This is a genomic window from Cohnella sp. GCM10020058 (genome assembly GCF_042683485.1).
GTDB lineage: Bacteria > Bacillota > Bacilli > Paenibacillales > Paenibacillaceae > Cohnella.
On the sequence record NZ_JBHUJV010000004.1, the window covers coordinates 396,743 to 412,360 of the forward strand.

Consider the following 15,618-nt stretch of genomic DNA (forward strand, 5'->3'; position numbering starts at 1 on the left):
AGCAGTACCCGAGACAGCGCTTGCTTACAATAAAGACAGTTACCATTCAAGCAAAGCGGGGGAAACGAACATGAGCAAAAAAAACACGGCCGCGGCTTCGCTGCTGCTCGCGACGGCGGTAGCGCTGTCGGCTTGCGGCGGCAACAACGACGGCAACAACGCGGCACCAAGCGGCAGTTCGGCACCGTCCGGCAGCGGCTCGGCCGCGCCGAGCGGCAAGATGGAAGAGATCACCGTCACTTTTCCGATGATCAGCACCGTCATTCCGCAGATGCCGGCCATCGAAGCGGCGATCAACAAAATCACGCAGGCCAAGATCAACACGACCGTCAAGCTGAAGGCGATCAGCTCGGGCGAATGGGTGCAGCAGACGAATCTGATGTTCACCAGCAACGAGACGATGGACCTGATGTACGTGAGCGGCGGTCTGTACAGCAGCATGGTCGCCAAGAACCAGCTGGTCGCGCTCGACGAGCTGCTCGGTCAATACGGCGAGGGCGTCAAGACGGCGGTCGGCGACGATTATATCAACGTCCCGAAAATTAAAGGGGCGATCTACGCGGTGCCGTCCGTGCGTGACCTGGCAAGCAGCTATGGCGTCATCATGCGCAAAGACCTCATCGACAAGTACGGCATCGACGTGGACGCGATCAAAACGCTGGACGACTTCGGAGCCGCATTGAAGACGGTCAAGGCGGGCGAGCCGAACTTCGCGCCGCTCGTCCCGCCGGGCGTCAACATGTCTTTCCTGGACGGCTATATGACGTATGACAATCTGGGCGATTCGCTGGGCGTGCTGCCGAACTACGACAACGGCCTGAAGGTCGTCGACCTGTACGAGTCGCCGGAATACAAGGCGCTCGTGACGAAATTCCGCGAGTGGTACGAGGACGGCTATATCCTGAAGGACGCGTCGACGAACAAGACGTCTACGTTCGAGCTGCTCCGCTCCGGCAAGGGCTTCGCCTACTTCGCGGCGCTTAAGCCGGGCATGGCCGAGCAGGAAGGAAAGGCCGCCGGCACCGAAGTCGTCGCCAAGGAGCTGACGCCCGTCATCGCGCGGACCGGCACCGTCACCGGCGCCATGTGGGGCATCCCCGTCAATTCCAAGCATCGCGAATCGGCGATGAAGTTCCTGAACCTGATGTATTCGGACAAAGATATCGTCAATTTGCTCGACTGGGGCATCGAAGGCGAGCACTACGCGAAGGTAGACGGCCAGGACGGCGTCATCAAGTATCCGGACGGGGTCGACGCCACCAGCACGACCTACAACATGCCGCTCGGCTGGATGTTCGGCAACCAGTTCCTGTCCTACACGATGGAAGGCGGCGACGCCGACATCTGGAACAAGATGGACGCGTTCAACAAAAGTGCGCAGCACTCCAAGGCGATGGGCTTCGCCTTCGACGCGACGCCGGTCAAGACCGAGTTCGCGGCGGTGTCCAACGTCGTCACCCAATACAAGCTGCCGCTGGAGACGGGCAGCGTCGATCCGGAAAAGGTACTGCCCGAGTTCATCGCCAAGCTGAAGTCGGCGGGCATCGACAAGATCGTCGCCGAGAAGCAGAAGCAGCTGGACGAGTGGGCAAAGGCCAATCCGGCTCCATAATTAAACGCGCACGCGTGTATCTTTGCCCGGCCAATCCTGCATTGGCCGGGTTGTTTGCCGTTCTGCAAGCAGTGGCGAAAAGACGGTCCGGCAGGTGGTCGGCAAAGCGCAAACCGGAAGTCGCCGCAGCGGTAGTAGGGGCGTTCGCCCCTCCGATACAATCGAATCATAGCGCCGGCGGCACGATACGCCGTCGACAAGAAAGGGGAGAATACGGTGGCCACGATCGCGCACCGCAAAAAACGCCGCAGCCTCCGCCGGTTCGTCCCGCTGTACCTCATGCTGGTGCCGGGACTCGCGTACCTGATCCTCAACAATTATTTGCCGCTGTTCGGGCTGTCCATCGCCTTCAAGAACATCGATTACAGCAAGGGCATCTGGGGCAGCGACTGGATCGGCTTCGACAACTTCGAGTACCTGTTCAAGACGAGCGACGCGCTCCTCATCACCCGCAACACGCTGCTGTACAACGCGGTCTTCATCGTGCTCGGGCTCGGCCTCGCCATCGCGGTCGCCATCCTGCTGAACGAGATCAAGAACCGGTTCGCCTCGCGCTTGTACCAGAGCGTCATTATCCTGCCGTTCCTCATCTCGATTATCCTCGTCAGCTACCTCGTGTACGCGATGCTGAGCACCGATACCGGCTTTCTCAACAAGACGCTGCTGCCCGCACTCGGGATCGAGCCGATCGCCTGGTATACGGAGCCCAAGTACTGGCCGTACATTCTGACGTTCGTGCATCTGTGGAAAGGCGTGGGCTACAACTGCATCGTCTTCCTCGCCGCCATCATCGGCATCGACGGCGAGTATTACGAAGCAGCGCGCCTCGACGGCGCGTCCAAGTGGCTTCAGATCCGCAAGATCACGATTCCGATGATCACGCCGGTCATCATCATGCTCATGCTGCTCGCGATCGGCCGGATCTTCTACGCGGACTTCGGGCTGTTCTACCAGGTGCCGTTGAACTCGGGCGCGTTGTTCGAGACGACGAACGTCATCGACACCTACGTCTTCCGCGGCCTGATGCAGCTCGGCGACATCGGCATGTCCTCCGCGGCGGGCTTTTACCAATCGGTCGTCGGCTTCGTGCTCGTGCTGATCTCCAATTATATCGTTCGCAAAATCAACAAAGAAAACGCGTTGTTCTAAGGAGGGGACCGACATGGACGTTGAAAACCGGAAGTGGCAATGGGCCGCGCATGCGGTCCTGATCCTGCTGTCGCTCGCCTGCGTGCTGCCGTTTATCCTGCTGTTTATGGCTTCGATCACCGACGAGAAAACGATCGTCGCGAACGGGTACTCGTTTTTCCCGTCCCGCATCAGCTTCAGCGCCTACGAATACTTGTGGAACCAGTCGAACCAGATTTTCCACGCGTACGGGATCACCGTAATCGTGACCGTGATCGGCACGTTCGCCAGCCTCGTGATCACGTCGCTGCTCGCCTATCCGCTGTCGCGCAGGGATCTGCCCGGCGGGCAATTTATCGCTTTCGTCGTCTTCTTCACGCTGCTGTTCAACGGCGGCCTCGTGCCGACCTACATGGTGTACACGCAGGTGCTCGACGTGAAAAACACCCTATTGGCGCTGCTCCTCCCCTGGCTGCTTATGAACGGCTTCAACGTGCTGCTCATGCGCACCTTTTTCCAGACGACCGTGCCGCTGGCCGTACTCGAATCCGCGAGCATCGACGGCGCAGGCGAGTTCAAGACCTACTATCGAATCGTCCTGCCGTTGTCGCTGCCGATTCTGGCGACGGTCGGCATGTTCCAAGGGCTCGCCTATTGGAACGACTGGAACAACGGGCTCGTGTTCGTCACCGAGCCGAACCTGTTCAGCCTGCAGAACGTGCTGAACCGCATCATGAACGACATCCAGTTCCTCACGACGAGCGGCGGCGCGGGCAGCAGCCAGGCGCTGGCGGCCTTGCCGAGCGAGACGTTCCGCATGGCGATCGCGGTCATCGGCGTCGTGCCGATTTTGATCGCCTATCCGTTTTTCCAGAAGTACTTCGTCAGAGGCATGACGATCGGCGCCGTTAAGGGTTGACGATCGGGATCGACAGGTAGAGGAGGCAAGGTTCATTATGCTCGGGTTGTGGCATGCATTTATCGAGACGCCTCGGATGAGGCTCAAGCTCCAGTTCAAGGTGGCAAAAAAGGCCGAATACGCGCTGGACATGGCGATGGAGCCGTTCCCGCTGCCGGTGCGGTTCGATCGCGTAACGGCCGAAGGCGGCACGCTGCGCGCGACCGGCAGCGCGTATTGGAAGCCGGACGAGGAAGCGAGCGTAGCGCTGCAATTCACGGGGGATGTGTTCGAGGGCAGCCTGCGGCTGCCGTCGTTCGGCACGTTCGCACTGGCGGGCGTCCGCGGACGCGGTCCCTCGTTGAACGCATCGCTGGCGGACGAGATCGCCGACTACCGCAAGGCGGACGTGCCGCCTCGCGGCGAAGCGGAGATCCGCGCGGCGGTCGAGACGCTGCTCGGCAAGCTGTCGCTCGGCGACAAGGTCGGCCAGATGTGCCAGTGCATGGCTTCAAACTTCTCGTTCGGCGGCACGGTCGCGTCCGACCCGCCGGAGAAGCTCGTAGCCGAAGGCCGCGCGGGCTCCGTGCTCGGCGCCTTCGACTTGAGCCGCGTTTTCGAGCTGCAGCGAATTGCGGTCGAGCATTCGCCGCACGGCATTCCGCTGCTTTTTAACAACGACATCATCCACGGGGCTCAGACGATCTTCCCGGTGCCGCTCGCCTGGGCCTGCAGCTGGGACCTGGACGCGATTCGGGAGGCGTGCGCGATCGCGGCGCGGGAAGCCGCCGCCTCGGGTATCGTCTATAACCACGGTCCGATGGTCGATATCTCGCGCGATCCGCGCTGGGGTCGCGTCGTCGAGGGCGCAGGCGAGGATCCGTATCTCGGCGCACTGATCGCGAAGGCGCAGGTCGAAGGCTTCCAAGGCGGCGCGGACGGGCAGGGCTCGCTGCGCGATCCCGATACGATCGTGGCCTGCCTGAAGCACTTCGTCGGTTACGGCGCGGCCGAAGGCGGACGCGATTACAATACCGTGGACATGTCCGAGGCGACGCTGCGCAATGTATATCTGCCGCCTTTTCAAGCGGGCATCGACGCGCGCGCGGGGTCGGTCATGAACGCTTTCAACATCTATCAAGGCGTGCCCGTAGCGGCAAGCGTCCCGCTGTTGAAGGCGCTGCTCCGCGGCGAGCTCGGCTTCGACGGCGTGCTCATCTCCGACTACGGCGCGGTGGGCGAGATCGTACAGCACGGCCATGCGCGGGACGCCAAGGAGGCCGCGAAAAAAGCGGTCGACGCGACGATGGACATCGAAATGGTGACGCGGGCTTACGACCACCTTCCGCAGCTAATCGCGGAGGGCAAGCTGTCCGAGAGCCAGATCGACGACGCGGTTCGCCGCATCCTGACGCTCAAGTTCAGGCTGGGCCTTATGGACGATCCTTACCGTTATATTCGGCCGGAGCGGGAAGCGGAGCTGCACTTCAGCGAGCCGCATCTGGCGGCGAGCCGGGCGCTCGCGGCGAAGTCGATCGTGCTGCTGAAGAACGACGGCGCGCTACCGTTCGGCGACGCGGCTGGCGCGCAAGACTGCGGCCCTGCCGGACGCGGCAAGCTCGCGTTGATCGGTCCGTTCGCCGACAGCAAGGACCTGCTCGGACCGTGGCAGTTCTCGCGCTTCGGGCACGAGACGGTCACGCTGTACGAAGGTCTTGCGGCTGCGGGCTACGGCGAGGACCGGCGGCTGTTCGCGCAGGGCTGCGGCGTCGGCGCGCCGATCGAAGGCGGCATCGAAGCCGCCGTGGCGCAGGCCGCTCGAGCCGACGTCGTCCTGCTCGCGCTGGGAGAGGACAGCGGCATGTCGGGCGAAGCCGCCTCGCGCATGCGCATCGCGCTGCCCGACGCGCAGCTGCGGCTCGCCGAGGCCGTCGCGGCGACGGGCAAGCCCGTCGTCCTCGTGCTGACGAACGGCCGCCCGCTCGATCTGACCTGGTTCGACGCGCATATGAACGCCATCGTCGAGACCTGGTTCCTCGGCTCTCAGGCGGGCCATGCGATCGCGGACGCGCTGACCGGCGCCTGCAATCCGTCGGGCCGGCTGACGATGAGCTTTCCGCTGCACGAAGGGCAGGTGCCGGTGTACTACAACCACTTCCGTACCGGGCGGCCGTTGACGGAGGCCAACGCGGGCGAGAAGTTTATCTCCAAGTACCTCGACGGACCGAACGAGCCCCTGTATCCGTTCGGCTACGGACTCGGCTACGCCCGGTTCAAATACGGCGAGCTGCGGCTCGACAGGGATACGCTGACGCCGGGCGGAAAGCTTGAGGCGCGCGTGACCGTGACGAACGCTGATGGACCTTCTGGCGTCGAGACGGTGCAGCTTTATATTCAGGACGTGTGCGGGAGCATCGTTCGTCCGGTGAAGGAGCTGAAAGGCTTCGCGCGGGTGGCGCTTGCGCCCGGCGAGAGCCGGGAGATCGTCTTTGCGATCGGCGAGTCCGACCTCGTCTTCTGGTCACCGGCAGCCGGCTATGAGGCCGAACCAGGCGAATTCTGTGTCATGGTCGGCCCGAATAGCCGCGACGTGCAGACTGCCTCGTTCGAATTGCTCGAAGCGTAAACGCATAGCCATATAAAATCGATTTGGAGGGATTTCGGTATGATCGAGACACGCGACATCGGAACACTGATCGCGCAGATGACGCTGGAGGAAAAAGCGAGTCTCTGCTCGGGCGCGGATACGTGGCGCACGCGGGGCATCGAGCGGCTCGGCATTCCGTCCGTCATGGTGACGGACGGCCCGCACGGGTTGCGCAAGCAGCAGGCGTCGGCGGACATTCTCGGCATGTTCAACAGCGTGCCCGCGACCTGCTTCCCGTCGGCGGCAGGCGTCGCGAGCTCGTGGAATCGCGGGTTGATCCGGCGCATGGGCGAGGCGCTCGGCCGGGAGTGTCAGGCGGAAGAGGTCGCGGTCCTGCTCGGACCGGGCGCCAACATCAAGCGTTCGCCGCTGTGCGGACGCAACTTCGAGTACTTTTCCGAGGATCCGTACCTGTCCTCCGAGATGGCGGCGCACCATATCATTGGCGTGCAGAGCCAGGGCGTAGGGACCTCGCTCAAGCACTTCGCGGCCAACAACCAGGAGCACCGCCGGATGACGAGCGACTCGGTCGTCGACGAGCGCACGCTGCGCGAGATCTATCTGGCCAGCTTCGAGGGCGCGGTCAAGCAGGCGCAGCCGTGGACGGTCATGTGCGCGTACAACAAAGTCAACGGCGAGTATGCTTCGGAAAACGAACGGCTGCTGACCGGCATTTTGAAGGAAGAGTGGGGCCACGAGGGATTCGTCGTCTCGGATTGGGGCGCGGTCGACGAGCGGGCCCGGGGACTGGCCGCCGGACTCGAGCTGGAGATGCCGGGGAGCAACGGCGAGGGAGAAGGAAAGATCGTGAACGCGGTAAGGGACGGCACGCTGTCCGAGGAGAAGCTCGATGCGGCCGTAGCGCGTCTGCTGCGGGTCGTGTTCAAAGCCGTGGACGCGCGCAAGTCTGGCGCGACCTACGACGTCGACGCGCATCATCGTCTGGCGCGCGAGGTCGCCCGCGAGAGCATGGTGCTGCTCAAGAACGAAGGCGGTATTCTACCGCTAACCAAGAGTGGCCGGATCGCGGTCATCGGCGCGATGGCCCGCGAACCCCGCTACCAAGGCGCTGGCAGCTCGCAAATTAATCCGACGCGGCTCGACGACATTTACGAGGAGCTGAAAAAGTCGGCGGGCGAAGGGGCTGCGCTCCTCTACGCGCAAGGCTACGCGTTGGACGCGGAGACCCCCGACGAGGCGCTGGCGGCGGAGGCCGTACGCGCAGCCGCGGGATCCGAAGTCGCGGTGCTGTTCGCCGGGCTGCCGAAGCGCTACGAGTCGGAGGGCTTCGACCGCGCGCATCTGCGGATGCCCGCCAATCAGGTCGCGCTTATCGAGGCGGTCGCCGCGGCGCAGCCGAATCTGGTCGTCGTGCTCGGCAACGGCGCGCCGGTCGAGATGCCATGGCTCGGATCGGCCCGGGGCGTGCTGGAGGCGTACTTGGGCGGACAAGCGCTCGGCGGCGCGATCGCGGATCTGCTGTTCGGCGACGCCAATCCGTCGGGCCGCCTCGCGGAGACCTTCCCGGCAAGGCTGGAGGACAATCCGTCGTATTTGTTTTTCCCGGGCGAAGGCGACCGCGTCGAATACCGCGAAGGCATCTTCGTCGGCTACCGCTACTACGACAAGAAGCGGATCGAGCCGCTATTCCCGTTCGGTCACGGTTTAAGCTATACGACCTTCGCCTATGCGAACCTAGCGTTTGACCGCCAAGAGATGCGGGACACGGACACGCTCACGGTGACGGTCGACGTGACCAACACCGGCGCGTGTGCCGGTCAGGAGGTCGTCCAGCTGTACGTACGTGACGCCCATAGCGCCGTCATCCGGCCCGACAAGGAGCTGAGGGGCTTCGAGAAAATCTCGCTGGCCCCGGGGGAATCGAAAACCGTCGCCTTCAAGCTGGACAAACGCAGCTTCGCTTACTATGACGCGGAAGCGGGGGACTGGACGGTCGAGTCCGGAAGATTCGAGATTTTGATCGGCCGCTCGTCGCGCGACATCGCGCTCTCGGGCGCCGTCGAGGTGCAATCGACGGCGAAGCGTCCCGCGGCCTATCACCGGAATTCGACCCTTTCCGAGCTGGAGAAGACGGAGGCCGGCGCGTCTTTCGTCAAGCAGTTGACCGCGGCGCTGCCGTTCGCCTCGGCGCTCGAATCCGAGCATGCGGCCATGCTCAAGGCGTTCATGGCGCATATGCCGCTGCGCGGCCTGCTCTCGTTCAGCGGAGGCAAGTTCACCGAAGAGGCGCTCGAGGCGACGCTGCGCAAGCTTAACGGGGAAGGAGAGACGGCAAGATGAATGCACCTGTGTATTTATATCCGCAGCCGCGTCAGTACGTCGAGCGGGGCGGCGCCTCGCCGGCCGCGACGCGCTTCGAGGCGCGGCCGGCAGACGAAGCCGCCTCACGCATGGCGGAGGCGGCGGGCGTCGCCGAGCGCCTGAGCGCTGCAGTCGCTCCCGCACTCCGAGACGATGGCCAGGCCGACGGCCTGGCAGACCCTGCAGCCAGCTCGGCAACGGAGGCGCTGATCGTCTACGACCCGAGTTTGCACCCGCAGGGCTACGAACTGAGCTGGGACGCGGCAGGTCTGCGTCTGGCCGCCGCTACCGCCCAAGGGCTGCACTACGCGCTGCTGACCGCGGCACAGATGATCGAGGGCCAGCGCGAGGCGGGGGAGTGGGCGCACTGCATCGTCCGGGACGAGCCCGACTTCCCCGTGCGCGGCGTTATGCTTGACATCGGACGAGGCAAAATTCCGAAGATGGACACGCTGTACGGGCTGGTCGACCTGCTGTCCGCGCTCAAGTTCAATCACCTGCAGCTTTATATGGAAGGCTTCGCCTTCGACTACCGCAAGTACGCGGATCAATTCCCGGACACGACGCCGGTTACCGCTGCGGAATTCCGGGCGCTCGATGCCTATGCGGCAGCCCGGTTCATCGACCTTGTGCCGAACCAGAATTGTCTCGGCCATATGGGGCCTTGGCTGGCGAAGTCCGCGTTCCGCGAGCTGGCCGAGCATCCGGACGGGATGCCGGCGCCGCCGCCGATCCCGTTCAAGATCCCGCCGCTCACGCTGAACCCGGCAGACCCGGCATCCGTCGCGCTGGCGAAGGATCTGTTCGACGAGCTGCTGCCCAACTTCAGGTCCGAATACGCCAATATCAACCTGGACGAGCCGTTCGGGTTAGGCGCCGGCGCGAGCAAAGCCAGAGCCGACGAGGTCGGCGTTGGACGGCTCTATTTCGACTATGCCCTGCGTATGATCGAGATCGTGCGAAGCCACGGCAAAAAAACGCTCATGTGGGGCGATGTGCTCGCGCATCATCCGGAGCTCGCTTCCGAGCTTCCTGCCGACGTCACCGTCCTGCACTGGAACTACGATGCGCCGGTGCCTTACGAGCCGCACTGCCGCAGGCTGCAGGAGAGCGGCGTGCCGTATTACGTCTGCCCGGGGACGAGCACCTGGTCCGCCATCACGGGACGGACGGACAACATGCTCGCCAATATCGCCGATGCCGCCAGAAACGGCAAAGCTTACGGCGCCGGGGGACTCGTCGTGTGCGATTGGGGCGACGGCGGACACTGGCAGCCGCTTGCAGCCAGCTATCCGGCGTATGCCTATGCGGCCGGCGCGTCCTGGCAGGCGGAAGCCAATCTCGAAGCGACGGCGCCGCTGGAGCGTCACGTCTCGCGCCGCATGCTTCAGGAACGCAGCGGCGCCGGCGCGCGGCTGCTGCTCGAGATGGGCCGCTACTACCTGCTCGAACGAAGCTCGGCCGAAAACATGACGTACACGAATTACTTGCTGGGGCGCGGTTTGCTGACGCGGGAGGAGCTGGAGCGGCAGCTTGCCGTGAATGTCGAGATTCAGCGGCTGATGGGCGGCAGCGGCACGCCGTTCGAGCTCGATTACCGTTACCCGGAGCTGGCGGCTTGGCTGTCGGAGCGCGAGAGGGAGCTTGAAGCGCTGGCGCTTGAGGGTGCCGACGCGGATATCACCCGGGCCGAGCTTGCCAACGCGCTGCGCTTGATCGGACAGGGAGCCGGGCTGCACCGGTACGTTTTCGGGCAGGACTTGTCCGATGCCGAATCGCGGCGAGACTGGCTGGTCCGGCTGAAGGCAGGACTCGAGGAGGCGATACGCGAGTTCGAGCGGCTCTGGCGCGAGCGCAACCGCGAGGGCGGTCTCGCCGACAGCTGCGGCGCGCTGCGCAAGCTGCTCTCGCAATATGAGGAGCGGCTGCGCGAAGCATCGGAATAAGCAAGATGCCAAAAAAACCGTCAGCGACGCAACGCTGACGGGTTTTTGCTCGATTTCCCGAATCCCGCACATTCGTTATTTAAAATAAGACGTCGTCAGCGGAATGAACACCGAGCCGCCGTCGGACGCTTCGGCTCTCACGTAGAGCGCGTCGGAGCCCCCGATGTCGACCTCGACGGTGACGAGTCCGTCGCTCATGCCGATCGGCGTCGTCTTCAGCTCGACATCGGTGTCGCTGTCCTGCACGGCGAACTCTTTGATGTCCTTGCCGATCGCGGCGATCTGAATGTACAGCTTCTGATACTTCTTTTTCGGATAAAGCATGAACGAGGCGCCGCGCGTGCCGCTGCTGTTGTTCAGGTACACTTCCTTGTAGTCCTTGCCGTCGTAGACAGTCTTGGACGGATCCTTCGTACGATAGTCGCCCTCGAAGCCGGTCGCGATCGAGATGCCGTCGACCGTTTCGCCGAGTTGGATGAGGCCTTTATTGTCCACGTGCACGGCGATGCCCAGCGCGTCGGAGACGGAGCGGATCGGCAGATAGGTCGTATTGTTGTAAGTGATCGGCGCCAGCGTGCCGCCGTTGCCGTCGCGCAGTTGGAACGGCTTGCCGTTCACCTTGAAGCTCAGTCCGGAATTCAGATAGGCCTTGATCGGCGTCAGGTTTGAAGCGGCATAGGCGCCTACACCCATGCTGGCGACCATGGACAGCCCGATGACGGCTGCCGTCAGCTTTTTCTTCAATCTGTTCACGCTCCCATGCATTCATTTGCGAATATGCCATTCTAGTATAGAAATAGCTGGAAGGGGTATGCAAATTATTTTCGAAAAAATGATGCCAAAGGCCTTGGTCGTGCAGCGATTCGCATATCTACCGTCCCGATTGGCATACTACTCCCGGCACGCATCCAATCCAAGGAGGACCTTCCAAGTTGAATCTCGGTAACCATGAGGCGCTCGAGTTGAGCGAACTGCTGATGAGCTGCACGAACTCCATTCAGTCGATGGCGCTGTTCCTGAACCAAGCCAAGGATCCCGAACTGAGGGAGATGATCGGGAAGCATTATCCGGTCCACGTTCAGGATTACAATATGAAGATCGAATTCGTGAAAAAAATGACCGGCTCCACGGAAAAGCTGAACGTCCCGAGCCTGTCGATGACTGCGCTGCTGCCCGTAGCCGCGCCGCCGTATCCGTCCGTCGAGCCGCAAGTGAAGCTGGCCGAGCTGGACGACCGGTCGATCGCGACGTCGTATTTGCTGACGCTGAAGCGTGCGGGCCGCGAATACGCATGGGCCGCTTTTGAATGCGGGACGCCGCAGCTGCGGGCTTTTCTCGAGGACGCGTTCCGCATGTGCTCGCATCAGGCGCACGAGGTGTGGTCGTATATGGGCCGCAAAAGCTGGTACCCGATCGTGCCGGCGACGGGCAACCTGATGGAGACGGTCGGCCAGATCTACCGGGAAGTGCCGCATCATCAGCCGATGACCGTATACCAATAAAAACTGGCTTTCCCGTACCGCTTTTTCGCGTCGGGATGCCAAAGCGCAAAAAAAGCGGAACGAGAATGTCCGTTTTTTTTGCATTTTTGGCGGCGATTTGAGGACAGTTAAGCGCGCTTTTCGGCGTGCAGATGCTTTCGGACGATAGGCGGTTCCGAAAAAGCTGCATTTGTACATGTATTTTCTTCAGAACAACGACACGCGATAGAAAAGTTGCAAATGTGCAGGCAAATTCAAATCTCAAGCCGGAAATCGGGCTGGCGAAGATAAATAAATGCGCTTTTGCATCTATCCTGACCCAAACGGCCGGCTTCGGCGAAATTAGATGTATATTTGCAGGCTTTTTGGCGAGAGAACGACGCGAGCGACGACAGGCCAGCCCGTCGGGACGGCTCTTGGATGAGCGATCAACAGGCGGCCTTCCGGTGAGCGGCGCCGAGGCACAGCTCGAACCCCAGGAGCAGCGAGGTTGTCAGGATCCCATTAGTCTCCCGTCGCAAACCCCAGCCTGCGCCCCGCGCTCTCGCTCATCCACTCCCGGCTCCGTCCCTTGGACAGATCGGTTTTAATGCCTGCGATCAACCGCTGCCAATCCGCCGCACCCGTCTGATGCAGCTCCAATGCAGCGGACACATATAGCTCGGCCAATTGCGCAAAGGTAAACCCTTCTGTCAAACGGGCGATCTCGGGAAGAACCGCTTCGTCCGTCAGCCGTCCCGCTCCCTTGTAAGTCAGATAAGCCAGCCGCAGCGGCTCGCTCGGCAGTTTGACCTCGTAGGCGCGGTCGAAGCGCCCGGCCCGGTTCATGAGCGCGGGATCGATCTTCTCCGGGTAGTTCGTCGTCCCGATGAGGAAGATGCCTTCCCGCGAGGTCGCCCCGTCGAGCGTATTGAGGAAGTACGAACGGCACGACTCGGGCATCGAGTCGATATCCTCGACGACGAGCACCATGGGCGAGAGCTTCACCGCGGCATCGAACACCTGCTGAATCGATTCGCTGCCGGTAAACTCGGTGATCTGCCAGTAGGCGACCGGCGCGTTCACCGTGGCCGAGATTGATTTGACGAGCGTCGTCTTGCCGTTGCCCGGCTTGCCGTACAGCAGGATGCCCCGCTTGTAAGGGACGCCGTAGGTCTGGTAGAAGCTGCGGTCGTCTGCGAAAAAGGTATCCACGGAACGGAAGATTTGCTCCTTCAGGGACTCGTCCATAAACACGCCCTCCCGGTCGACCGGGCGCTCCGCGGTCTCGCGGCTGCGCTCCAGTCCGTCGCGGGTATCCGTGAACACGAGCAACTGCCGGTCCGACAGCTGCCGATCGCGCATCTCGCTTAGAAAGCAGCCGAGCTGCGCGTCGCTCTGCGCGAAGATCAAATCCTCATAGCCCAGCCCGAACTGCGTGAGCCGGGGGACGCGGGCGAAGGCGACGCGATGCGCCGCGTATACGAAGACGTTGTTCCGGACGGCCATGCAAATGTCATGCCCGCCGCTGTCGGACGTGCCGCTCGCTGCCGGCTTGCTGTCGCGATCGGCGCGGGGCTCCGGCTCCGGCGCATACTTGAACATGCGCGTTTCGACGAGATCGAACAGGCTGATGGCATGCGCCACTCCGGCATAACCGCTGCGTATGTCGTCTGCGAGCCCGTCCCAGGCATCGTCGCTGTCGTCTTGATAATAAAGGTGGAACTCGCAGCCGTAACGATCGCTGAGCCAATCCGCGATGCGCCGCACGGCCATCGTGTAGTCGAAGTAAGCCTGCATGCCGGCAGGCTCTGCTGCATAGTCGTTCCGTCGGATGAGAAAGGGGTGCAGCGCTTTTTCATTCAGTAGTGTCATTTTGTGCCGTTATACTCCTTTGACGGTCGCGAGCGGCCGGCATTTGGCGACGACAGCCGCCAGGCCTGCGCCCGCAACGCTTTCTATAATTTGATCGACGTCCTTGTAAGCCTGCGGCGACTCGTCGATGATCGCCTCGAGCGCGCGATGGTTGACGACAACCTCGTCCTCCTGGCCAACGCGGAGCGATGCTGCGAATTCGTCCACGGTAACGAGCTGCTTGGTTGCGTTCCGCGAACGGACCCGGCCTGCCCCGTGGCAGATGGAGTGATAGTTGCGCGCCCCGGACGGAACGCCGACCATCAGGTACGAGGACGTTCCCATCGATCCGGGAATGAGTGCCGGGTGCCCGGTCTCCATGTACGGCTCCGGATTGTCCGGATGCCCTGGTGGGAGGGAGCGTGTCGCGCCTTTGCGGTGCACGAACAGCGCTTCTTCTTCGTGACTTTCCTCCAGGGCGTAGTTGTGCATCAGATCATACAGCGTACGCGTCTCTGCCTGCGGGCCCAGCGTCTCGCGCAGCGCGTCGCGTACCGCGTAGGCGAGCAGATGGCGATTCGCGACGGCGAAGTTAAGCGCGGCATACATCAGATTGACGTACGTGGCACCGGCCTCGCTGCCGAGCGGGGCGAAGGCCAGCTTGGGATCCGCCGTGCCGAGGCCGAGCTTGCGCATCGTCTTGACGACCTCGGAGCCGCAGTGCTGATTGACGGCGCCGCCCCACGAGCGCGAGCCCGAGTGGATCATGACGATGACCTGCCCGTCGCGCAGCCCCCAGCGCTCGCCGATGTCGCGATTGGCTTCGTCCAGCGTGACGGCCTGCAGCTCGACGAAGTGATTGCCGCCGCCGAGCGTGCCAAGCTGGCGATGGGCCCGGTGCCACAGATGCTCGGGGATTCGGTTCAACGCGTCTTCGTCGAAGCGGAAACGAGCGTGCTCCACGTGCGTGAGCGAGGTCGCCTGGCGAGGCGTGTAGGCGTCGGGTACGTATTTTCCCGGCAGACCGTGAAGTCCTCTGATGAGCACATGCTCGAGCCGAATGTCGGAGAAATGTCCGCGAGCGTGATTTTCCGTCGGGATCCGCTTCTCGATCGCCTTGACCAGCTTGCGTCGGAGCTTGACGTCCTTCAGGTCGTCCGCGTCGAGGTTCGTCAGGTGCACCCGCATGCCGCAGCCGATGTCGCTGCCGACGATGGAGGGAGAGACGAAGCCTTCGTCCGCCTTCCAGACGGCCGTCGTGCCGATGCAGGTGCCGACCCCGACATGGGCGTCGGGCGTGTAGCTCATGTAGCGGATATTCGGAATTTGCAGATTGTTGTTCGCCATCTCGAGCGGCTTGGCGCCCATGGCGCGGAACAGCGCGTCCCCGGCGTATACATGCAGATCGCCCGCGGGCAGATCGATGCGCCGGTAGTAAGATTCGTTCTGTATCATAAGTTTGATTTGACCTCTTATCTTTCGAATTAGATTTTTAGGAAAACAAAAAGACCGCAAGCCGATTCGCTCGCGGTCCCTGGATACGTCAATACAACACCCTGGATTCGTCGCTTTTCCCTTGCGGGAGAGCGGATTATCCGGGACTGACTCCTGGAGCGGCCCGTAGAGGCCGGCGGACATCGAGCGGCATATTCAGTTGGGTCCATGCGTCGTAGGGGCGGGGGAATTGAATAGCGGTCATGTCGGCCGACCTCCTTTCTGATGAGATATTGGCTATATTAAGGGATATAGGC

General features: G+C 62.4%; 10 protein-coding genes. 7 read left to right on the top strand and 3 right to left on the bottom strand.

Annotated features, from left to right (window positions below):
- Window positions 1-70 precede the first annotated feature (70 nt).
- From ACFSR7_RS08125 to ACFSR7_RS08150, 6 genes are all read left to right on the top strand, one after another.
- Window positions 71-1,612: an ABC transporter substrate-binding protein gene (locus ACFSR7_RS08125; protein WP_378160374.1), complete on the top strand. Its 1,542-nt coding sequence runs from the start codon at window positions 71-73 to the stop codon at window positions 1,610-1,612.
- A gap of 279 nt (window positions 1,613-1,891) precedes the next feature.
- On the top strand, window positions 1,892-2,761 hold the full coding sequence (locus tag ACFSR7_RS08130; protein WP_378160561.1) for an ABC transporter permease: 870 nt from the start codon (window positions 1,892-1,894) through the stop codon (window positions 2,759-2,761).
- A gap of 13 nt (window positions 2,762-2,774) precedes the next feature.
- Window positions 2,775-3,659, top strand: a complete 885-nt coding sequence (locus tag ACFSR7_RS08135; protein ID WP_378160376.1) for a carbohydrate ABC transporter permease — start codon at window positions 2,775-2,777, stop codon at window positions 3,657-3,659.
- 37 nt (window positions 3,660-3,696) lie between these two features.
- A complete protein-coding gene (locus ACFSR7_RS08140) occupies window positions 3,697-6,264 on the top strand; it encodes a glycoside hydrolase family 3 N-terminal domain-containing protein (RefSeq protein ID WP_378160380.1) in 2,568 nt (855 codons plus the stop codon).
- 39 nt (window positions 6,265-6,303) lie between these two features.
- A complete protein-coding gene (locus ACFSR7_RS08145) occupies window positions 6,304-8,586 on the top strand; it encodes a beta-glucosidase family protein (protein WP_378160382.1) in 2,283 nt (760 codons plus the stop codon).
- Window positions 8,583-10,553 carry a beta-N-acetylhexosaminidase gene (locus ACFSR7_RS08150; RefSeq protein ID WP_378160384.1) on the top strand — a complete coding sequence of 657 codons (1,971 nt, stop codon included), beginning with the start codon at window positions 8,583-8,585 and terminating at the stop codon, window positions 10,551-10,553. The genes ACFSR7_RS08145 and ACFSR7_RS08150 overlap by 4 nt, the downstream gene beginning before the upstream one ends.
- Before the next feature lie 75 nt (window positions 10,554-10,628).
- Here the strand turns inward: ACFSR7_RS08150 and ACFSR7_RS08155 are convergent, their stop codons facing one another.
- Window positions 10,629-11,297 (bottom strand): stalk domain-containing protein, encoded by a 669-nt coding sequence (locus ACFSR7_RS08155; protein ID WP_378160386.1) that lies wholly within the window; start codon window positions 11,295-11,297, stop codon window positions 10,629-10,631.
- 188 nt (window positions 11,298-11,485) lie between these two features.
- Between ACFSR7_RS08155 and ACFSR7_RS08160 the strand changes: the two genes are divergently transcribed.
- Window positions 11,486-12,055 (top strand): spore coat protein, encoded by a 570-nt coding sequence (locus ACFSR7_RS08160; RefSeq protein ID WP_378160388.1) that lies wholly within the window; start codon window positions 11,486-11,488, stop codon window positions 12,053-12,055.
- A 483-nt stretch (window positions 12,056-12,538) separates the two neighbouring features.
- Here the strand turns inward: ACFSR7_RS08160 and ACFSR7_RS08165 are convergent, their stop codons facing one another.
- Window positions 12,539-13,888, bottom strand: coding sequence for an AAA family ATPase (locus ACFSR7_RS08165; protein WP_378160390.1), 1,350 nt, complete (start codon window positions 13,886-13,888; stop codon window positions 12,539-12,541).
- 9 nt (window positions 13,889-13,897) lie between these two features.
- The gene (locus ACFSR7_RS08170) at window positions 13,898-15,322 is read right to left on the bottom strand and encodes an RtcB family protein (RefSeq protein ID WP_378160392.1); all 1,425 of its coding nucleotides are present in this window, start codon (window positions 15,320-15,322) and stop codon (window positions 13,898-13,900) included.
- Window positions 15,323-15,618: the final 296 nt, after the last annotated feature.